This is a genomic window from Desulfolutivibrio sp. (genome assembly GCF_036584575.1).
GTDB lineage: Bacteria > Desulfobacterota > Desulfovibrionia > Desulfovibrionales > Desulfovibrionaceae > Desulfolutivibrio.
Genome location: NZ_JAZHDB010000221.1, coordinates 1 through 20,058, shown reverse-complemented (window position 1 = coordinate 20,058; position 20,058 = coordinate 1). Strand labels below are relative to the sequence as shown.

19 protein-coding genes are annotated in these 20,058 nt (G+C 63.7%); 5 read left to right on the top strand and 14 right to left on the bottom strand.

Translation table 11 applies throughout. The features are described 5' to 3' along the window. Positions 1-191 precede the first annotated feature (191 nt). The 6 genes from V3572_RS16505 to V3572_RS16480 form a co-directional block, all read right to left on the bottom strand. Positions 192-1,298: a hypothetical protein gene (locus tag V3572_RS16505; RefSeq protein ID WP_332112127.1), complete on the bottom strand. Its 1,107-nt coding sequence runs from the start codon at positions 1,296-1,298 to the stop codon at positions 192-194. 141 nt (positions 1,299-1,439) lie between these two features. Beyond that, the gene (locus V3572_RS16500) at positions 1,440-3,029 is read right to left on the bottom strand and encodes an efflux transporter outer membrane subunit (protein ID WP_332112126.1); all 1,590 of its coding nucleotides are present in this window, start codon (positions 3,027-3,029) and stop codon (positions 1,440-1,442) included. Continuing rightward, positions 3,026-4,120 (bottom strand): efflux RND transporter periplasmic adaptor subunit, encoded by a 1,095-nt coding sequence (locus V3572_RS16495; RefSeq protein WP_332112125.1) that lies wholly within the window; start codon positions 4,118-4,120, stop codon positions 3,026-3,028. Before V3572_RS16495 ends, V3572_RS16500 begins: the two co-directional genes overlap by 4 nt. After that, the gene (locus V3572_RS16490; RefSeq protein ID WP_332112124.1) at positions 4,111-4,839 is read right to left on the bottom strand and encodes an ABC transporter ATP-binding protein; all 729 of its coding nucleotides are present in this window, start codon (positions 4,837-4,839) and stop codon (positions 4,111-4,113) included. Before V3572_RS16490 ends, V3572_RS16495 begins: the two co-directional genes overlap by 10 nt. Beyond that, positions 4,839-6,002, bottom strand: coding sequence for an ABC transporter permease (locus tag V3572_RS16485; RefSeq protein ID WP_332112122.1), 1,164 nt, complete (start codon positions 6,000-6,002; stop codon positions 4,839-4,841). The genes V3572_RS16490 and V3572_RS16485 overlap by 1 nt, the downstream gene beginning before the upstream one ends. A 384-nt stretch (positions 6,003-6,386) precedes the next feature. Next, positions 6,387-6,875 (bottom strand): hypothetical protein, encoded by a 489-nt coding sequence (locus V3572_RS16480; RefSeq protein ID WP_332112121.1) that lies wholly within the window; start codon positions 6,873-6,875, stop codon positions 6,387-6,389. Between the two features lie 173 nt (positions 6,876-7,048). On the opposite strand from V3572_RS16480, the gene V3572_RS16475 reads away from it, so the two are divergent. From V3572_RS16475 to V3572_RS16465, 3 genes are read left to right on the top strand one after another with little or no spacing between them, the layout of a single operon-like run. Next, positions 7,049-7,372 carry a hypothetical protein gene (locus tag V3572_RS16475; RefSeq protein WP_332112120.1) on the top strand — a complete coding sequence of 108 codons (324 nt, stop codon included), beginning with the start codon at positions 7,049-7,051 and terminating at the stop codon, positions 7,370-7,372. Continuing rightward, positions 7,365-8,153 carry an HD domain-containing protein gene (locus V3572_RS16470; RefSeq protein ID WP_332112119.1) on the top strand — a complete coding sequence of 263 codons (789 nt, stop codon included), beginning with the start codon at positions 7,365-7,367 and terminating at the stop codon, positions 8,151-8,153. The genes V3572_RS16475 and V3572_RS16470 overlap by 8 nt, the downstream gene beginning before the upstream one ends. Before the next feature lie 20 nt (positions 8,154-8,173). Further along, positions 8,174-9,265 carry a tetratricopeptide repeat protein gene (locus V3572_RS16465; protein ID WP_332112118.1) on the top strand — a complete coding sequence of 364 codons (1,092 nt, stop codon included), beginning with the start codon at positions 8,174-8,176 and terminating at the stop codon, positions 9,263-9,265. A gap of 36 nt (positions 9,266-9,301) precedes the next feature. Here V3572_RS16465 and V3572_RS16460 read toward each other — a convergent pair whose 3' ends face one another. From V3572_RS16460 to V3572_RS16430, 7 genes are all read right to left on the bottom strand, one after another. Beyond that, the gene (locus tag V3572_RS16460; protein ID WP_332112117.1) at positions 9,302-10,153 is read right to left on the bottom strand and encodes a tetratricopeptide repeat protein; all 852 of its coding nucleotides are present in this window, start codon (positions 10,151-10,153) and stop codon (positions 9,302-9,304) included. 28 nt (positions 10,154-10,181) lie between these two features. Continuing rightward, complete coding sequence (locus V3572_RS16455; RefSeq protein ID WP_332112116.1) at positions 10,182-10,946, bottom strand: OmpA/MotB family protein; 765 nt, start codon at positions 10,944-10,946, stop codon at positions 10,182-10,184. A 150-nt stretch (positions 10,947-11,096) separates the two neighbouring features. After that, positions 11,097-11,894 carry a motility protein A gene (locus V3572_RS16450; protein ID WP_332112115.1) on the bottom strand — a complete coding sequence of 266 codons (798 nt, stop codon included), beginning with the start codon at positions 11,892-11,894 and terminating at the stop codon, positions 11,097-11,099. After that, positions 11,891-13,108, bottom strand: coding sequence for a cyclic nucleotide-binding domain-containing protein (locus V3572_RS16445; RefSeq protein WP_332112114.1), 1,218 nt, complete (start codon positions 13,106-13,108; stop codon positions 11,891-11,893). The genes V3572_RS16450 and V3572_RS16445 overlap by 4 nt, the downstream gene beginning before the upstream one ends. Before the next feature lie 387 nt (positions 13,109-13,495). Then, the gene (locus V3572_RS16440) at positions 13,496-13,909 is read right to left on the bottom strand and encodes a hypothetical protein (RefSeq protein WP_332112113.1); all 414 of its coding nucleotides are present in this window, start codon (positions 13,907-13,909) and stop codon (positions 13,496-13,498) included. A gap of 10 nt (positions 13,910-13,919) precedes the next feature. Next, positions 13,920-14,063 (bottom strand): hypothetical protein, encoded by a 144-nt coding sequence (locus V3572_RS16435; RefSeq protein WP_332112112.1) that lies wholly within the window; start codon positions 14,061-14,063, stop codon positions 13,920-13,922. A 24-nt stretch (positions 14,064-14,087) separates the two neighbouring features. Further along, positions 14,088-16,673 (bottom strand): tetratricopeptide repeat protein, encoded by a 2,586-nt coding sequence (locus V3572_RS16430; RefSeq protein WP_332112111.1) that lies wholly within the window; start codon positions 16,671-16,673, stop codon positions 14,088-14,090. Between the two features lie 380 nt (positions 16,674-17,053). On the opposite strand from V3572_RS16430, the gene V3572_RS16425 reads away from it, so the two are divergent. Then, the gene (locus tag V3572_RS16425) at positions 17,054-17,890 is read left to right on the top strand and encodes an iron-sulfur cluster-binding protein (protein ID WP_332112110.1); all 837 of its coding nucleotides are present in this window, start codon (positions 17,054-17,056) and stop codon (positions 17,888-17,890) included. Then, positions 17,878-18,795 carry a dihydroorotate dehydrogenase gene (locus tag V3572_RS16420; RefSeq protein ID WP_332112109.1) on the top strand — a complete coding sequence of 306 codons (918 nt, stop codon included), beginning with the start codon at positions 17,878-17,880 and terminating at the stop codon, positions 18,793-18,795. Before V3572_RS16425 ends, V3572_RS16420 begins: the two co-directional genes overlap by 13 nt. A 4-nt stretch (positions 18,796-18,799) precedes the next feature. Here the strand turns inward: V3572_RS16420 and V3572_RS16415 are convergent, their stop codons facing one another. Further along, positions 18,800-19,966, bottom strand: coding sequence for an ABC transporter permease (locus tag V3572_RS16415; RefSeq protein WP_332112108.1), 1,167 nt, complete (start codon positions 19,964-19,966; stop codon positions 18,800-18,802). Between the last annotated feature and the right edge of the window lie 92 nt (positions 19,967-20,058).

Here is a 20,058-nt window from a genome sequence, read left to right as displayed (position 1 = left end):
TAAGGCCATGGCCGTTGGGGGGCGGATGGCGCGTTCCCGGACACGTGCCTGGGTATGGTTGTTCGGAAGCGGAATGCATTCAAACGATCAGCTTCAACAGTCGGATGCCCGGATCTCGAAGGCAGGACAGGCAAGACCGGCATGCCCGGGCCTTCGGGGGGATGCGGCCGCAGTCTCGCGCCTGGGGGCTGTCAGGGGACGCGGGAGGCGTCGGCCATTTCAGAGAGGATGACTGACGCCGTGTTTTTGATCTTCGCGTATCCCTGGGCATTGGGGTGGCCGTCGTATTCGGAAAAATCATCCGGGCCAAGGAGCAGGGAATGGAGAGAGCCGGGTGACGCGAAGGACGCAAGTTCCTGCACCAGATGTTTCGTTTTCTCCTCGAAGGCGTGCCGCTCGGCCTCGGGCCTGGAGCTTACGGATAAAAAGACGGCATTGTGCGTTCCCACATCGGAAATGATCCGCCGGATGGCCGCAAGGTTTTTGTCCATGGCCTCGTTGCGGGCCGATTCCGTCATATATATGTCCGCGTCCGTGATGGATTTCATGGTCGCGCGGATGTAGCGATAAAAATAGAGCCATCTTCTCAGAAATCCATCAAGCGACTTCTTCACCGATCTTCCGTGCCTGCTGCGACTGCGTGATTCCGTTGCGGCCAGGATGTCTTCCTGGCTGGATGAAGGATCTATCCCATACCAGTAATCATCCGTACAAATTCCTTTGTCGATGCAATCCAACTGATGTTGGTCCCAGCTAAAGATTCCGCGTTCAAAATCATTCTCGATGAATATGATGAGAACTTTTCCGATGTCATAGTCTTTCTTGATATCCTTAAGCAAGAGTTCCCACTGTTGCGGCCCGGTCCCCATGAGCCCCATGTTGACCAATTGGGTGTCAGGGTTGTTTTTCTGAAAATCCTCGTCAAGGGAGTAGAACCAGGGATCACAGGTCTGGCCTTCGGTGAAGGAGTCGCCGAGCAGGGCGATGGTTTTCTTGTTCTTCTCAAGGTCGGTTCGCTGCACCAGACCAACATTGTTTGTTTCCAGGGTGACGTCGCCTTCCAGGATTGCCGGGGCTCCCGGGTATTTGTAAATCGTGACCGACCTGACCCGGGCGTTGGGCGCATAGGTCCAGTAGGTGTTGTCGACGTTACGCAAGGCGTTTCGCGAGAAATACAGATAGCGGTAATCGAATTCATAGAAAGATTTTGGGAGAAAATGGCACAATATTTCAAGTAACGTCACGCAAAAAACCATGACAAGGAAAAAGCCGAGTAGAGACTTCGTTTTCATGCCCACGGGCATCCTGAGCTCCTTTCTGCAAGCACTTCCCAACATCCCCTGGCGTCCGGCGGCGTCCAGAGAATCCCAGCCCGGCATCCCGACGCAAGCGGTGCGTCAGTGACGCCGGGCTGGGCCGACGTACCGATTCCGTGCCCGTCATGAGGATTTCCCTGGGCGTCCGGCCGCCTGGGGGCCTGGGGCCGTTTCGGCCGGGCCGTTTTCGGAAGCCGCCTTCCATCCGCCGCCCAGGGCCTTGTAGAGGGAAACGAGGCTGACACGCAAGGCCGCTTCGGACTGGCTCAGTTCCGTTTGGGCTGCGTAAAGCGAGGCGTCGATGACCAGCACGTCGAGAAAGGAGGTCAGGCCCTTGCCGTAGCGGATTTCCGCCAGCCGCCGGGCCTGCTCATAGGCGGCCACGGAGGCGGCCAACCGCTGCCGCCGCTCGGATTCGGCGTAGTAGGAGGCCAGGGCGTTCTCCACATCCTCCAGGGCCGTATGGAAGGCCTGGCGGTAGGCGGCCAGGGCCTCGTCGAACAGGGCTTTCTGCTTCTCCACCCCGGCCCGGGCCTTGCCCATGTCGAAAAGCGGCCAGGACACCCCCGGGATCACCGACCAGTACCAGGTGGAAAACCCGGCGATGTTTGAGGGGCTGACGCCCTGTAGGCCAAGACCGGCCGTAAGGTCAAACTTGGGATACAGATCCGCCACGGCCGCACCGATCTCGGCCGAGGCCGCCGCCAGTTCCCGTTCCGCCCGGCGCAGGTCGGGGCGGCGGGAAAGGAGTTCGGCAGGCAGGCCCGTGGCCGACACGCCCGTCAGGGACGGCTGGGGGCGCGGGGGGGTCAGCAGGACGATGAGGCTCTCGGGGGGCTGGCCGGTCAGGACGCCGAGCCTGTGGATGGACTGGGACACCGTGGCCGTGAGGCGCGGCGGGTCCGCCGCCGTGGACGCGGCCTGGCCTTCGGACTGGGCCACGTCGAGTTGGCTGGTCAGTCCCAGCCGGAACCGTTCCCGGGTGACCTCCACGGTCTCTTCCTGGCTCTTCAGGTTGCGCCGGGCGATGTCCAACTGCTCCTGGGCGGCGCGCAGCTCCATGTAATTCTCGGCCACCTCGGCCAAAAGGGTGAGCCGCGTGGCCTCCATGTCCCAAATGTCGGCCTCAAGCGCCGCCTGGGCCGCCTCCCGTTCCCGGCGTTTGCCGCCGAAGATGTCGATCTCCCAGGTGGCGTCGAATCCGGCCGTAAAAAGGGTGGTGGTCGTCGTCGTGGTTGAGGCGTTTTCCGTGCCGACCGACGTGGACCCTGTTCCGGTCGATGCGCTGCCGCCAGAGCCGCCCGTGCCGCTTCCTGCGGAGGAGGTTCCCGTGCCGGCGTCGAGCAGGCCGTTGGCCGAGGTGGTGGAGTTGCCGGTGACGTCCACCCCAGGGAACAGGGCGGCCCTGGCGATGGCCGCCTCGGCCCGGGCTTGGCGCACCCGCGCCCTGGCTTGGGCCAGATCCAGGTTTGCGGCCATGGCCCGGGTGACCAGTTCGTTTAAAATGGGATCGTCAAAGGATTGCCACCAGGCCGCCGCCGCAAGCCCCAGGGCCTCATGCGCCTGCCCAGGGGCCTGGCTTGCCGTCCGGGCGAACTGTTCCGGGGCCTCCAGGGACGGCGGACGGTAGTCGGGGCCCACGGCCAGGCAGCCCCCGAGGATCACGGCCGGGAACAGGGCTGCCACAGCGGCGAGGACGGGACGCACGGTCATTTCCCGGCTCCCTTTGCCGGAGCGCCAGCCGCTTGGACCCGGGCCAGGGCGAAAAGCCCTTGGCCTAGTCCGGCGAAAGGCGCATCGGCATCCGCCTCGGAGACGTCCCGGGCTGGGGCCGTTGCGGCGGAACCGGAGGGGGAGGCGGGGACGGGCTCGGGCTTCGTCTCGATGAACACGTCCATCTGCTGGCCCACGTAGACCGGCAGGGCGGCGGGGTCCAGGTCGAAAAGCACCTGCAACACCCGGGTGTCCACACGTTCGGTGCTGGTCCCGGCCAACTGGGTCTTGGACACCACATACGGCTCCACGCGCACGAAGCGCATGTCGGCGCGCATGTCCCGGTTACCCCGGATGTAAGCCACGGCGCGGGTTCCCGGGGAGAAACGCCAGGCGTCGTTTTCGTCGATGTCCGTGCGCACGTGCAGCCGCGACACGTCGCCCAGGCGCAGAAGCGGGGTGTCCACGGCGCCGGCCACGGCATATTCGCCGGGATGGATGTTGACCTGGAGCACCGTGCCGTCCGTCGGCGCGCGCGCCGTCAGGCGGTCCAGGTCCGTGGCTGCGGCATCCCGCTCGGCCTTGGCCGACTCCACGGCGGCCAGGACGCTTTCGAGCTTGGCCTTGGCCAGAAGCTCGGCATTTTTGCGCTGCTCCACGTCGTCCTTGCTCACCGCCCGGTGGTCGGCCACGTTGCGCACCAGGGCGAACTGCGCCGTGGCGTCGCGCAGGGAGGCCCGGGCCTCCTCCACGGCGGCGATGGCCACGGCCAGTTCGGCGGTTTTGACGGCCAGCTCGGCCCTGGCCTCGCGGTCGTCCACCAGGAAAAGGGGGTCGCCCGCCTGCACCCGGTCGCCGACGGCGACGAACACCGTCTGGACCACCCCGGCCAGGGACGACCCGATCCCGATGATTTCCGAACGCGGCTCGACGATGCCGCCGCCTCCGATATAGGTTTCGAAGGGGGCCTTGGCGGGCAGGGCCACGGGCTCCGGGGTGGGTGGGGTCGGATTGGAATACAATCCCACGACCACGGCCAAGGTCAGACCGGCCAGGGAAACGGCCATGATAAGCTTGTTCGTCAGGCGCATGAGGGGGTGTCCGATACGGTTTGCAGGCTGGTTTCCTGGATGACGCCGTCGTCCATGTGGGCGATGCGGTCGGCATAGGGGAAGATGCGGGGATCATGGGTCACGATCACCAACGCCCGGTTGTTCTTGACGGCCAAGGACTTGAGCATGTCCATGATTTTGGCCCCGGCGCCATGGTCCAGGGCGCTTGTCGGTTCGTCGCAGACCACAAGGCCGGGGTCGTGCACCAGGGCCCGGGCGATGGCCACGCGTTGCTGCTGGCCCCCGGAAAGCTGGGTCGGGGTGGCCGAAACGCGGTCCAAAAGGCCCACCTGGTCCAGGTGGCGTTTTGCCCGGCGCAGGGCCTCGGCCCGTTTCACCCCGTTGATCAAAAGGGGGACGGCGACGTTTTCCAGGATGGTCAGGCACGGCACCAGATTGAAGGACTGGAACACGAAGCCGATGTGCCTGCCGCGAAAGCGGACCCGCTCCCGGTGCGAGAGGCGGGCGAGATCCTGGCCAAACAGGGCGCAGGAGCCCCGGTCCTGGTCGAGGATTCCGGCGATGACCGAGATGAGCGTGGTCTTGCCGCACCCGGAGGGGCCCACCAGCATGAGCAGTTCTCCCGGGCGCACGTCCAGGTCCACGCCGCGCAAGGCTTTGGTGGCGGTGTCGCCTGCGCCGTAGGTCTTGGTCAGGCCCCGGCAGACGACAACGGATGGGGTGTCCAGGGGTTCCATCAGTTTTTGAACACCTCGGCCGGTTCCAGCTTGAGCACCTTGCGGGCGCTGAAGAAGGCCGCCGCCAGGACGATCAACAGGACGGCCAGGCCGCTGGCGCACAAAAGCGGCATCCCGACCTCAAGCTTCATTTCGTTTCCCTTCCAGGTGGAGGCGGCGAAGGCGGCGGTGACCCCGGAGCCGATGCCGAAGCCCATGAGTCCGGCCAAGAGAGCCTGGAGCAGGATCATGCCCAAAAGCATGCGATCCGTGGCCCCCATGGCCTTGAACACCCCGAAGTAGCGCAGGTTGTCCAGGGTGAAGTTGTAAAATATCTGTCCCGTGACCGCCGTGCCCACCACGAACCCCACCAGGACCACGAAGCCGAAATTGATGAGCATGGCCGAGTTGTGCAGCATGAAATCCAGGGACCGGCTTTTGAACTCGTCGGCGGTGTAGGCCGCCAGATCCGTGGCTGTTGTGATGCGCCGGGCCACGGTCTCGGGGGCCAGCCCCGGCTTGGCCTTGGCCAGGATGAAGGACAAAAGCTTGCGTTCGCTGGAGGCGTAGTTTTTGGCCTTGCTGTAGGTGGTGTACAGGATGGGCTGGGACTGGAAGGTGGGTGTGGCCTTGGCGATGCCCACCACCGTGGCCCGCTTTTCGTTGATCTCCAGCGTGTCCCCCACCCGAAGCGGAACGCCGGGCTCTCCGGGGCGTCCCATGTGCCTGGCCAGGCGGCCCCTGGCCCCGGCCTCGTCCACAATGACCGCGTCGGGCATGCGCAGATCGGCCAGATTGCCCTCCACCATGATTCCGGGACCGCCGATCAGGGTGGCGTCGTCAAGTCCGAGCATGATCGCCCGTTCCAGCTCGCCGTTTCCCAGGCGCACGGTGAGGCTGCCTTTGTACAGGGGCACGGCCCACTCCACGCCCTCGATGCCGCGCACCCGGTAGAGCTGGGTGTCCAGAAGGGCCCTTGAGTCCTCGCTGGTGCGCACCTTGGGGTCCATGACCCAGATGTCGGGCAGGCTTATGTCCGTGATCAGGCTGTAGGTATGCGACAGCATGGTCAAAAGGATGCTGGGCTGCTGGATGATGATGATGGAGGCCATGGCGATGCCGACAATGATGCCCAGGTATTTGCCCCGGTCGCCAAAAAGCATCTGCAAAGCGATTCGATACATGAAGGTGCCGCATCCTGGTTAGCGGGGAGAGGGGGATGGCCCGGGGAGGCGTCGGGAAAAACCATGCGGTGCGCAGGGCGGCCGGACGGACGCCACGGGCGGAACATGCGAACGCAACATGCCTTGCCGTTGGCAAGAACCGTTCCTTTCTTGAAAAAGCGGCTATTTCAATGAGATGAAGTATTGTGGCGTGCGTTTCTGCACATATACGTGCAATGACATGCACACATATGTGCAGCGTGGGAGGGGATGTGCAACCGGGTCGGCCAGGGGTCGGTCGTCCGTTTTACCGGGACGGACGACGATTTTTCGCCCGCCGGGCGCCGAAAACGACCGGGACGGTGGGGGCGAGGGGGAGGCGGCCCTGTCCCGGCCCGGGACGGATCAATCGCCGCCGCCCGTCTCGGCCGTTACCGGAGTCGGCGTTTCGGCCGGGGCGGCCTTGGCCTTGCCGCGCCTGCCGCCGGGAAGAAACGCCCGCAGGGCGTCGGCGGCCTTCTCGATCTCCGTGGCCTTGGCCAGGAGGCACATCTCGCCCTTGGGGGATATCCAGTGCCAACCGGCGGGCTTGGTCAAAAGCGTGGCCCCGTGTTTCTCCAAAAAATCCCGGGCCTGGGAGACGGTCGTTTCCTTCTCGATATCGGCCAAAAGCGTCTCGTGCTCCAGGGCCACCGAGGCGTTGCGGAAGATTTCAAAGGCCCCGTGGACCACGTCGAACAGGGCGAAATCCCCGGCCTTGCGGCTTCCCGTGAGAATCTTTTCCAGGGTCGCCAGATCTTTTTGCACCATTTTCAGTTCACGCAGGGCCAGTTCCCTGGCCTGATCGCTTTTGTCCCGAAGCGTCTTGGCGATGGCGGCGGCCGTGGTCTTCATGGGCGTTCTCCCTTTCCGGCAGGCATAGCCCACCCGGGACGGAAAGGGAACCGCCGGGAAGGATTTCCCCATCGGGAAAACACGGGGCCTGGCGGCTTGCCAGGAGCGCCCCGGGGCGGTTATGCGATACCTGTCGGCCGTGTTGCGGCCGGGAGTTGGCACGGAGGTTCTTTTTGGACATTTTTGGAGTCTTGGACGCATTTGCAGCCGCTGCGGGCAACGGCCCGAACTGGAGGGAGACCTGGCCCTTCGGTCCCGGCTATTCCGAAGGATTTCTCTCCACCATCCTGAAATTCGGGCTGATCGCCGTATTTTTTCTGGCCATCGGCCTTTTTTTGCGCTTTCTGTTCGGACCTGGCGGATGGATGCGCGACAAGGAATTCGATCTGCCTCCGCCGGGCGATCCGGCCTCCCGGGCAAGCGCCGGGCCGCCGCCCGCCGCCCCCGGTCCCGACCCGGGGACATCCTGCCGCACCCCGGACGACCCCCATGCTTGATCGCTTTGTCGGCCGTTTCCAGGCTTATGTGGATCGCTTCCTCACGGGCGACGCCACTGACGACGGGCGCGTGAATCTCAAATGTGAACACAGCCTCATGGTGCTGGCCGAGGCCAGGATGTTGACGCGGAACCTTCGCGTCGCCCCGGAACCGGCGGACCTCATCCACCTGGCGGCGCTTTTTCACGACACCGGGCGATTCCCCCAGTACGCGGCCTACAAGACCTTTCGCGACGCGATAAGCGTCAATCATGGCCGCCTCGGCGTGGCCACCCTGCGCCGGGAGCATCTTCTCGCGGACCTGCCGCGCGCGTCGCGCGCCTTGATTTACGGGGCCATTGTCATGCATAACCGATTTGCCCTGCCCGCCGCCGTGGCCGCCGCGCCGACGAGTCCCCTGGCGCTGGCCGCCCAGGTGGTGCGCGATGCGGACAAGCTGGACATCCTGCGGGTCATGGTCGGGCATTTCGAGGCCAAGGGAGGGGGGGACGAGGTGGTGACCATGGCCTTGCCCGACAGGCCAAGCGACTATTCCCCGACCCTCGTCGCGTCCCTTTTCGGCGGGCAGGTGGCCCGCTATACGGACATGGCCTGCCAAAACGACATGCGGCTGCTTCTGATTTCCTGGGTGTACGGCTTCAGCTTTCCGGCCGCGAGGCAGGAGGCGTTTTCGCGCGGCTTGATCGGTCGGCTGTTTGCGGGACTTCCCCGGACGAGTGAGATTGAAACCGCCAGGGACCATGTGTTTCGGTTGGCTCCAGGCGGCAAACACGGCGCCTGACGGCGCGGACGATACCTTCCATGGAACGCACCTCCACCGTTTTCGACACCGTGGTCATCCTGACCAACAGCGAGGAACACGCCAAGCGGGATCGCTACACCATGCAGGCCTTTCGTCCCCGCAGCGTGGTGCATTTCTCCAGCGGCTCCGAGGCCATCGACTATCTGAGCGTCAACCGGGCGGACATGGTGCTCCTGGATTCCAGTCTGGACGACATGGACGGGGTGCGTTTTTTAAAGCTCATCCGTCACAACATGCAGCTCAAAGACACCCCGGTGGTCATGGTCACGGCCGACAGCACCCGCAACCATGTGCTCGACGCCATCGCCGCAGGCTGCGCCGGATACATCATCCGTCCCTATTCCTCCGAGACCTTCAAGCAGCATGTGCTGCGCGCCTCCCAGGTGGAGCGCATGACCGAGATCGAGCAGCAGCAGGTCAAAGACGCCCGCGAGATGGTGGACATGGGCAATTTCGACGACGCCATCGAGGCCTTCGAGGAGATCGTCTCCGAGCAGAACCTGGCCCGCAAATACTACGACATGGGCTGCAAATATCTGGTCAAGCAGAAGTACGGGCAGGCCATCATCGCCTTCAAGAAGGCGGTCAAGATCAACGACCTGTTCGCCGAGGCCTACAAGGGATTGGCCGAGGCCTACAAGGGCAAAAGCGAGATGGAGCAGTACAAGACCTTCATGCAGAAGGCCGCCGAAGTGTATGCCCAGTTCGACCGCATGGAGGAGACCAAGGAGCTTTTTATCGAGGTGCTCAAGTACGACGCCGCCGCCCCCAACCCCTTCAACACCCTGGGGGTTCGCCTGCGCAAGAGCGGGGATCTGGCCGGGGCCCTGCACGCCTACAAGCAGGCCATCGAACTGACGCCCGATGATGAAAACATCTATTTCAACATGTCCAAGGCCCATTATTTCATGGGCAACATCGCCGAGGCCAAGGTCAGCGTGGAGGACGCCATGCAGCGCAATCCCGGCTTCACCGAGGGGCGCAAGCTCTACCGCAAGCTTTTCGGCAAGGATTATCCCAAAAACGAAACCGACGAGGCGACCGGGGCGCGGCCCGTCAGCGCCTACCACGCCTCGATTCGCGACGATTGAGCCGCCCCATGGCTCCCTCCTGAGCCGGACAGCGGATCACTTCGGATCGGTTCCCAGCCGGAAAAAGAAGTGGCGCAGCGTCGGGTCGTCGGCCTCGAAGCCCTTTTTGCGCAGAAAGGCGAGAAAGGCCTTGGCCTCCTCCACGCCCTGGTTGATCTCGAAGGTTTTTTTCAGGTGCGCGAAGGCCGACTCCATGTCGCCTTTCTCGAACATGGCCCGGGCCATGTTCAAATAAATGTTCTCGTCGCGCGGCGAGAGCTCGGCGGCCCGGCCATAATAGCGCATGGCCTCGTCGAAGAGGTTTTTTTTGCGCAGCGCGATGCCGAATTCGTTGAACAGGTGTTTGTGGGCCTCCTCGAAGCTCTCGTCCATGTCCACCAGCCGGGAAAAGACGTAGCGGCCCTTGTCCAGTTGGTTGAGCGCCAGATAGGCCAACCCCAGCCCGAAATTGGCCCGGATGTTCTCCTCGTCGATGCGCAGCACCATCTGGTACTCGATCTTGGCCTCCACATTCAAATCCTGCTTGCGGTACCAGTCGCCGCGCACGATGCGCTGGGTGACGTAGCGGTAGCCCAGGTCCGGCTCCAGGGAATAGTCCGCAAAAAAGGTCTCCCGGTTGACCAGCGCCTGCTGGCCGACGGGGAAGAAATTGGTGTCCAGGCGTTTGAGGGAAACCATGTCCGGCCCGCATTCCGAGGCGAACCAGTAGATTTTTTCCGGATCGAAGCCGTCCACGCCCCCGGCCGGGCTGCGGGCCTCCGGGACGCCTTGGCCCGGCGGCCCGGCGGTCGGGGCCACCGGCGCCGGGGACGAGAAGATGCCCTTGATCTTGTGGGGTTCGTCGCCGTCGTCGATGACCGGGGAAATGGCGGCCATGTCTTTGGGCATGGTGCGCCGCGCCTTGTCGCGGCCGGAACTACGGGCTTACCAAAATGACCACACGTCGGTTTTTGGCCTGATTTTCAGGGATGGATTTTCCGTCCGGACCCTCGTTGGGGGCCAGGGGCCGGGTGTCGGCCAGACCCATCACCGCCAGATCCTCCTTGCGCACGCCATGATCCGTGAGGAACCGGGCCACCCGGCTGGCCCGGGCCGAGGACAGCTCCCAGTTGGAGGGGTACAGCCAGGATTCCATGGGCTTGTTGTCCGTATGGCCTTCCACGGTGATCCTGACCGGAAGCGACTTGAGGGAGTCGGCGATGTCCGTGAGCAGGGGCAGGGAGCCGGGCCGTATCTCGGCGCTGGCCAGATCGAAAAACGCCGCCCCGTCCAGACTCACGGCCAGGGACTCGCCGCGCTGGATGATCTCGGCCTGCCCGGTCTTCCCGGCCAGCTTGGCCTCGATCTCCCGGCGCAACAGGTCGATGTCCCGCTGGGTCGGCGGGGGGGCGGCCTTGGCCCGCATTTCGGGGACGGCAGGGGCGGGCGGCGGCTTTTTGGCCGGTTGCTCCTGGACCTTGGGCGCTGGTCCGGGCGGCGTGGCCCCGGGTTTTCCCCGCTCCCTGGTCATGGCCTTCTCCATGGACCCGGCCACGGTTTCATAGCGGGTCATGTCCAGGTGCGACACGGAGACGATGAGCACGAAAAAGCACAACAGCAGGGTCATCATGTCCGCCAGGGAGAGCTGCCAGTGCTCGTCCTCGTCGATGCGGCGTTTTCTTAGGTCGGAAAGCTTGAGCATCGTGTGTCCGTTCCTGTTTCCGCCCGCCCAAGGCCGCGGGTTACGTCCCCCAATATCCAACGGTATGAACCGCGCGGGAGAAAACGTACAGTGGTTTTCGCCGTCTGGAAAACCCGGGGGTGTTTTTGCCGCAGGCGGCGCGGCCGACGCTTACGTCCCGGCCTTGGCCTGGGGTTCGCGCCTGCCGATGGAGGCCCAGCGCCGGGGCGGCAGATAGGCCCGCAGCTTGTCCAGGACGATGGCCCCGGGGGTCTTGTCCTTGATGAAAAGGGTGCCGTCGCGGATGACGCACATAAGGATCACCCGCTCCTCGATGCGTTTTTCCACCTTGATGGCGATGGGCAGAAACAGCACGTTGGCCAAAAGGATGCCGTAGAGGGTGGTGGTCAGGGCCACGGCCATCTGGAAGCCGATCTGGGACAGCCCCCCGGCCATGGACTGCATCATGCCGATGAGCCCGATCAGGGTGCCGATGATGCCGTAGGCCGGGGACAGCTTGGCCATGGTCCGGTAGATGCCCGCCGAGGAGATCTCCTGCTGGTAGGTCTGCTCGATGCGGGTGTCCAGGATCTCCTTGATCTCCTCGCGGCTGTAGCCGTCCACGAGCATCTGGATGGCGCTTTTTAAAAATTCGTTCTCGATGCCCGGCAGGGTCTTTTCCAGGTGGATCTTGCCCCGGGCCGAGGCCTCCCGGGCGATGCGCACGATCTCCTCGATGTAGTTGCCAATCGGCAGTTCCTCGCGCTTAAGCGCCATGAGGAAGGTGCTGAAGACGCGCATGACCTCTTTCATGGGAAAGCAGATGAAGGTGGAGGCCAGGGTGCCGCCGATGACGATGGCCAGCCCGGGAAAGTTGATGAAGACGCGGACGTCGTCCGTGGACAGGAAGGTGGCGTAGAAAAGGATGCCGATGCCGAAGATGATGCCGATGACCGTGGCGATGTTCACGAGCCGAGTCCTTTAAGGGATTTGATTCTGTCCATGAGCTCCTGCTCCACGCCTGCGGCCTCGTCCTCGTCCATGTCGCCCAGGTTTTGGGCCTCGTCCTGGACCACCTTGGCGATTTTTTTGGAGAGGTTTTTATAGATTTTTTCCTGGGCCTCTTCGCCCGCCATGGCCGCCAGCACCGCCAGCTTGTGGAAGCCCAGGCTGGAGAAGACCTCCTGCAGGGTGGCGTTGTCCACGGCCGCGATGTCGTCCACGGTCTCCAGATCCTCGATTTTTAAGCGCGGACGCTTGGCGCGTTGGAAAAAATCCTTCCCCATGCGCTCGATATAGGCCAGGGCCGAGGGTTTGTGGAAGAAAAAGAGGTTTTCGGGAATCTCCCGGAAACCGATCTTGCGGTAGATCATCTCCGGGCCGGCCTCGGCCTCCCGGGCGAAATCGGAAAGGTCCATGAATTCCAGGTCGCAGGAGAAATCCGACGGGGCGCGCAATTCCTTGGACAGGTTTTTGGCCACCTGGAGGAATTTTTCCTGGTCGGGGATGCGCAGGCTGCGGTCCATGACGAATTCCGGACCCTTTTTCTTGGTGTCCAGCAGGGGGTCGGCGCGGTAGTAGGCCGATTTGATCTCGGTCAGCTCAATGACCGCCATCTTGGCCAGCTTTTCCACGATCTCGTCGATCTCGATCTGGGAGATAAGGAGGATGTCTTTGATGGCCCGGCAGACTTCGGCATAGCTTATTTCAAACAGCCCGGGCCTGGGAGCGGATGCGGCGGCCGCCTTGTAGTGCAGGGCCAGGACGCGGCACACGGAATAAAACATGTTGCCCGAGGGCCGCTCGGTGATCCGGGAGCTGAGCGTCTTGACCCGGTCCACCAGGAAACCGGTGATGATCTGTACCGGACGGGGGCTTTTGACCAGCATGGTGCGCAAAAGCGGCCGGTCCAGGATGATGACCTCGGTGAAATCCAGGGCCTCGGCGTTGGCCGTGCGCTTTTCGCCGCTGATGATGCCCATTTCCCCGAAGATCTGGCCGGGACCGCGTTCCCCGAGGTTCACGCGCTTGTTGCCGATGATGCGATGCACGGCCACGCGGCCCTGTTTGATGAGATAGGCCACCTTGCTGTCCTGGCCTTCCTTGTAGATCAGGGCGCCTTTATGGAAGGTCTTGGTCTTGACGCCGTTTTCATCGGCGAGAAGGTCCGAATCGTGCCGCATGCGTCTCCCCTTTCAAGTCGTTTCACGGGGGCGGATTTCCAAGCGTGTCCGGCCCACGTCGCGCGCCGCCGGACTTGATCAAAAGATGTAGCGGCAATCCGTGGCGAATACAAGACATGCCGCCGTGTTGGGCATATTTCCCGGGGATTTGATTCGTTTTTCATGCGCCGGTCCCGCCGATTCGTCCATGGCTGTGCGCCGCGCAGGCCACGCGTGGCCGGGCAGCCGCCTGCGCTGGCGGGAATGCGGCGTTGCCGGGCTTTACAAGCGCCCCGGGCCGGGAATGGTTCGGGCATGGTCGGCCCCCCTGTGACGGCCAGGGCTGCCGCAGGGGATACCCGGCTGCGTGTTTGCGGGGGTGTTTGGGAGGGTCAGCGAAAGGCGGGCCTACTTGATCACATTGTTGTGGCCCACGACCTGGGTGATCGGGCTATGGTCCCCGGACGTGGCGGTTTGGTTGATGGATTGATCGACGCGAATATCGCCGATGATGGCCTTGATTTCGGCCAGGAATGCGGGATTTTCCTGCAGGAGCATGAGCAGCCGCCCTTTGACGGCCTCCTGGGCCTGCGGGCTTGTCGGGTTCTTCTCAAGCTCCGCAAGCTTTGTGACGGCACCTTCTCCGTCCTTGGTGAAGTATCTCTTCACCATGTTGTACAGGTTTCTCAAGCCAGACGTACCTAGCTTCGTCGCCAGCTTCGTCGCCAGCTCCGTCGCCACCCCCTTCGCCACATCAATGGCCACAGACTGAGCGGCGAGGAGAAGGATTGTTAACGTGGTGGCGATGGTTCCCGTATCCATGGTGTTCCTCCTAAATAGTTGTCTGATTCAGGTTGTCGCCTAGTCCTTCAAACAAGGCGCGGTCGCAAGCCTCGGGATTTTTCCGGAACAGGGTGTCTGCATCCTCACGGGAAATGCCGTGGCGCAGGGAGAGCCAAGTCACCATGGCAATCATGAAGTTCTTGCCGACGGCTTTGGGTTATTGCCGCGCAACCGTGTAATACAGCCTTGCCGCTTCTTGCGCGGCGTCTTTGGCTTCTTCATGCTTGCCGATTCCGGTGAATAATTTTGAAAGGTTATTGAGGCTGCCTGCCAAGACCGGGCGGAAGACATCCGGGCGGGTGTGGGCCAATTCGCGGCGAATAGTCACCGATTCTTGGGCGGGTTCCAAGGCCTCTTCGCGCCTGCCGAGCTCGGAAAGTATGGCGGCAAGGTTGTTGAGGCTCATGGCCAAGTCCGGGCGGAAGGCCTCCGGACGAGCCTGGGCCAATTCGCGCCGGATAGCAACCGCCTCTTGCGCGGCGTCCAAGGCCTTATCATGCCTTCCGAGTTTGGTGAGTCTGTTGGCAAGATTATTAAGGCACGTGGCTAAGTCCGGGCGGAAGGTATCCGGGCGGGTGTGGGCCAACTCCCGATACAAGTTTGTCGCCTCCTGTGCGGCCGCTAAGGCCTCTTTACGCCTGCCGAGTCTTGCGCGTATGATGGCAAGGGTGTTCAGGCTCATGGCCAAGTCCGGGCGGAAGGCATCCGGACGGGTGTGGGCCAACTCCCGATACAACTCCGTCGCTTCCTGTGCGGCGTCCAAGGCCTCTTCAGGCCTGCCGAGATCGGAGAGTATGTTGGCAAGGTTGTTGAGGCTGCCAGCCAAGTCCGGGCAGAAGGCATCCGGACGTGCCTGGGCCAATACGCGGCGAATAGCCACCGCCTCTTGAGCGGCGTCCAAGGCCTCTTCAGGCCTGCCGAGTTGGGCGAGTCTGATGGCAAGGTTGTTGAGGCTCATGGCCAAGTCCGGGGGGAAGACGTCCGGACGGGCCTGGGCCAATTCGCGGCGAATAGCCACCGCCTCTTGAGCGGCGTCCAAGGCCTCTTCACGTCTGCCGAGTTCTGCGAGTCTGTTGGCAAGGGTGCTCAGGCTCATGCCCAAGACCGGGCGACAGGCGTCCGGACGGGTCTGGGTCAATTCGCGACAAATAGCCACCGTCTCTTGAGCGGCGTCCAAGGCCTCTTCACGTCTGCCGAGTTCACCGAGTCTGTTGGCAAGGTTGTTCAGACTTGTAGCGTAAGCAATCTGCTGCTCCATGTTCCGTTCTGGCAGTTTCCGCAAATCCACCACAAGCCGCTCCGCCAACATCACACCCAATTCACGCAAAGCCAGCGTTTGTTTGGGCATGGCATTTGACAGAACTATCAACATATTCAGGGAAATGCCTTCAAGTCCGACCAAGGCATGGAGCCAGGCAACAGCCCGCGTTTGTTCCACGGCCCGGGCCGCATCCTCCGGCGTGAGGGAAGCCGGGGCGAAGTCCTGGACGCACCGGAAGAGCACGGCCGCCACCATGGCGGGCGTCTTGGGAGAGGCGCGCAACACCGCTTCGGTGCTGGCTTGCGTCTGGCCATGGCCGAGATGCTCAAAGAGGAAGGCTTCGCCGACAATGTCCGGGAGGATGGGCGCCACACCCTCCTTGCCGTCCGGCAGGAGTTGCTTCAGCGTATGGGCTACGGTGTCGTTCCCCAACTCTTCATGTCCCAGGGCATGTTTCTCCTGGCGAATGAGTTTTACAAGCGTCCCGCCGTCCAGGCCGCCGCAAAGCGTGGCCAGGGCGGCCATATGCGACAGAAACCGTTGCAGCGATGGGTTGCCGTTGCTGGCCCGCGTCAGACGGGAATGTTCATGCTCGGACACAGTCTTGGCCAGATCGGCCCGGCGCAGGGAGAGGACATGGCCGACATCTCCTTGGCGGTGTATGACCATGGCGGCCATCATCAAATAGAGCGGCGCACCGGCCCAGTCGGCCTTTGCGAGGTGGTCGCGGAAAGCGGGTGCGTCTGCGGGCAGGGTCACGGTGCTGCCCAGACGCTTGAGCATGTCCTGCATGATGCCGATCTGGATATCCGGATCGTCCAGGCCGGGCAGACACATGGGGCGACCGTCGAGTATCCGCCCCGTCAGTCTATAGCCGCCGGGAAATACCTGTTTGAGCCAGCCCGCTTCCGGATCGGCATGGCGCTCCAGAAGGAGAATGCGCAGGGGACGGGGGCTGTCTTGGACGTCGGCCAGTTCCTCCATCCAGGTAGGCAGAACATCCGTCAGGGTCATGGCGTAGTCGAAGACGGCCAAGGTGGGTGTCTGCCAGCCCCTATCGCAGAGATTGGTCTGACTCAGGAAACGGCGGGCCTCTCGTTCGCGGACAAAACCGGCCTGCCATGAAGCGCCCTGTCTCTGCTCCAAGGCCCGGCACAACTCCATGGCGAAGCGGGTTTTGCCCGTACCGGCCCCACCGGTGAGGACGCGCACCGAGACCGGACGGCCATGGTCCGTCGTCGTCGCCCAGGTGATGAATTCATCCAGCAAGTTTTTACGGCCGACAAACTCCGTGGCTTCCTCGCGGGGCACGAGCAAGGCGGCTTCGTCTGCCGAGGTGGATGTCTGGGGAGGGCGCTCACGGAGAGGCCGGATGAGCTTCAGGGAAGGCGAGACACCGATAATATTGTTGTCGCCATGGACCTGGATGATCCGGGACTGATCGCCAGCGGTGGCGGATTGGCTGGCGGATGGGTCGGGCACAGCACACTCCTGGTTGCAAGAAAATCAGTTGCTGCAAATGATACCAGATAGACGATACAAAGGAAAGAGGTGCCGAGGTATATGTTACGGGGCGAAGCATCGTGTCGAGACACCCGAGACAAAAAGGCATCGTCAAAAACAGCAGCGGCAATCCGTGGCGAATACAAGACATGCCGCTGCCTTGGGAGCATTTCCCGGGGATTTGATTCGTTATTCATGCGGAGGTCCCGCCGATTCGACAATGGCTGTCCGCCGCGCAGGCCACGCGTGGCCGGGCAGCCGCCTGCGGCTTGCGGGAATGCGGCGTTGCCGGGTTTTACAAGCGCCCCGGGCCGGGGTAGAAGTCGCGCTCCAAACCATGCACAGCACAGGGAGGTCGTATGTCGGACGCAGGCAGGTGCCGCGAGGTGGCGGTCCTGGCCCAGGGAGGCGCAGGCCCCGAGGGGGAGCGGCACGGATTGGTGCGCCTTGCGGTGGAGAACCCCGGCTGGGAGGCGGCCGTGGCCGGACAGTTCGCCATGCTGCGCCCCGTGTGTTTCGGCCAGGAATTGACCTGGGCCCGGCCCCTGTCGCTTTTCGGGGTCACGCCGGAGCGCCTGGAGTTTCTCATCCAGGTCGCCGGGCGGGGCACGCGCCGTCTGGCGGCCATGAACCCCGGGGACCGGCTGGTCCTGTGGGGGCCCTTGGGCCGGGGGTTCGCCGTGGAGCCGGACACGCCCACGCTCCTCCTGGCCGGGGGCGTGGGGCTGGCCCCCTTCGCCCCGTACATCGCGGCCCATCCCCGGCCGGAAAACCTGCGTCTGGTCTTCGGGCACCGGCCGCCGCTTAGCGCCTATCCCTTTGCCGAGATGGCCGCCAACATCCAGGCCGAATCCTTTCATGAAGAGAAACCCGGCGACCTGGACCGGTTCACGGCCCTTTTGCGGGAGCGCCTCGCGGGCTACCGCGACGGGCTGGTCCTGAGCTGCGGCCCGAGGCCCTTTTTGGCCGCCGTGGCCGACATGGGCCGGGCCGCGGGGGCCCGGGTCCAGGTGTCGCTGGAGAACCGCATGGCCTGCGGGGTGGGGGCGTGCCTGGGCTGCGTGGAGAAGGACGCCTCGGGGGAACTGGTGCAGACCTGCGTGCGCGGGCCGGTCTTTTGGGCCAAGGATCTGGAGGCGTTTTCCGAACACCACGGGACGCCCGGGAAAAACGGGGGGTGTTCATGCGGGAACTAGGCGTCGATCTGGCCGGGCTGAGCCTGAAAAATCCCGTGATCACGGCCTCGGGCACCTTCGGCTACGGCCTGGAGTTTTCCCGCTACGGCGACCTGAAAACCCTGGGCGGCATCTGCGTCAAGGGACTCTCGCTCAAACCGCGCCAGGGCAATCCCATGCCCCGGGTGGCCGAGACCCCCTGCGGCATGCTCAACGCCATCGGCCTGCAAAACTGCGGCGTCGAAACCTTTGTGCGCGACAAGCTGCCGTTTCTGCCCTGGCGGGACACGGCCGTCATCGCCAACCTTTACGCCTGCGAGGCCGGGGAATTCGCCGAACTGGCCGGGGTGCTGGCCGCCGAGGAGGGCGTCGCGGCCCTTGAGGTCAACATCTCCTGCCCCAACGTCAAGGCCGGGGGCATCCTCTTCGGCCAGGATCCGGCCATGGCCGCCCGGGTGGTCACGGCCGTGAAAAAGCGGGCCGGGTCCAAGCCGGTCATGGTCAAGCTTTCGCCCAACGTCACGGACATCGCGGCCGTGGCCCGGGCCGTGGAGGCGGCCGGGGCGGACATCCTGTCCCTGGTCAACACGCTTTCGGGCCTGAGCGTGGACGTGTTCTCGCGCCGTCCCCGGCTGGCCAACGTCATCGGCGGGTTGTCGGGACCGGCGATCAAGCCCGTGGCGCTGCGTTGCGTGTGGCAGGTCTGCCGGGCGGTGGGCATTCCGGTCATCGGCATGGGGGGCATCGCCTCGGCCGAGGATGCGCTGGAGTTCATTCTGGTTGGCGCGCATGCGGTGCAGGTGGGCACGGCCAATTTCCTGCGTCCGGATTTCGCCTTCAATCTCGTTGAGGAACTGCCGCCGCTTCTGGAACGGCTCGGGGTGTCGTCGTGGGAGGAGTTTCGGGGGGGGCTTCGGGTGGAGTAGAATCTTATGCCTCCCGCAGGGCCTCCACGATCTTTAAGCGCGAGGCCCGAAGCGCCGGGGGCAGGCCGCCCAAAATCCCCATGAAGACCGAAAACCCCAGGGACAGCATGATGATGTCCCCGGTCAGGGCGAACTTGAAGGCCAGTTCCGAAAAGGTCTGGAAATTGGTGGTGGAGAAGGTGAAAAAGTTCAGGACCGCCGCCGCGCCAAGCCCCATGGCCCCGCCAAGAAGCGACAGGAACACCGATTCGGCCAGAAACGCCAAAAGGATGCTGCCCCGACCGAACCCCAACGCCCGCAGCGTCCCGATTTCCGGCACCCGGTTGGCCACGGCCGAATACATGGTGATCATGGCCCCGATCATGGCCCCCAGCGAAAAAATGATGGTCAGCGACACCCCCAGGATGCGTAAAAACTTGGCCATCATCTCCGACTGCTTCTCATAATACCGCGTTTCCCGAAACGTCTCCGCCGTCAGTCGCGGGTCGCCCTCGACCCCGGCCCGGAACGCCTCGTACGCTCCATAATCCCGCAGTCCGGCCACCACGATGGAATAGGCGTCACGGCCGAACGAACGCATCACCTGGTCGGCGTCGGCCCAGATCTCGGACGAAAATCCCGTGTTCCCGGCGTCGAAGACGCCCACCACCTCCCACTCCCGTTTTCCGAAACGCAGCCGGTCGCCGATCTGCGTCCCCGTGAAGCCCTTGGCCACGTTTTTTCCGACCATGACCTCGGTGCTGCCCCGCCGGGGCTCCCGGCCCCTGGCCAGTCGCACCTGGGGCCGCAGCGTGAGCGACTTCACATCCGTGCCCCGGATCACGGCGTTGGAGATCTTGCCCGTGGACGCGCGCGGCAACCCGATCAAAACCACCACCTCCCGGGCCGCCATGGCCGTGCCGTCCGGGGCCACGGCAATCTCCGGCCGGGTGGTCATCACCGAGGCCTGGGACCGCTCGATGCCGCTTTGCACCTCGGTCTCCGAACCCTTGCGCAAGACCACCGCGTTGGTCGGCGAACCCGTGGACACCAGCGTCTGACGCAGGCCCTCGGCCAGCATCAGCGTGGCCGCAAAAACAAAGACCACCAGCGACATGCCGCCGGCCGTGAGGACCGTGGTCATGCGCCGCGTCAACAGGTTGCGGTAACTGTACGACAAGGGAACCGGCATCGTGACGTTCCTTTCCGGGGCTGCCGCCCCGGCCCCCTGCGCCTGAGCGTGCGGCCGCAGGCGCACGGGGCGTCGATGAGCGTGGTCAGGTC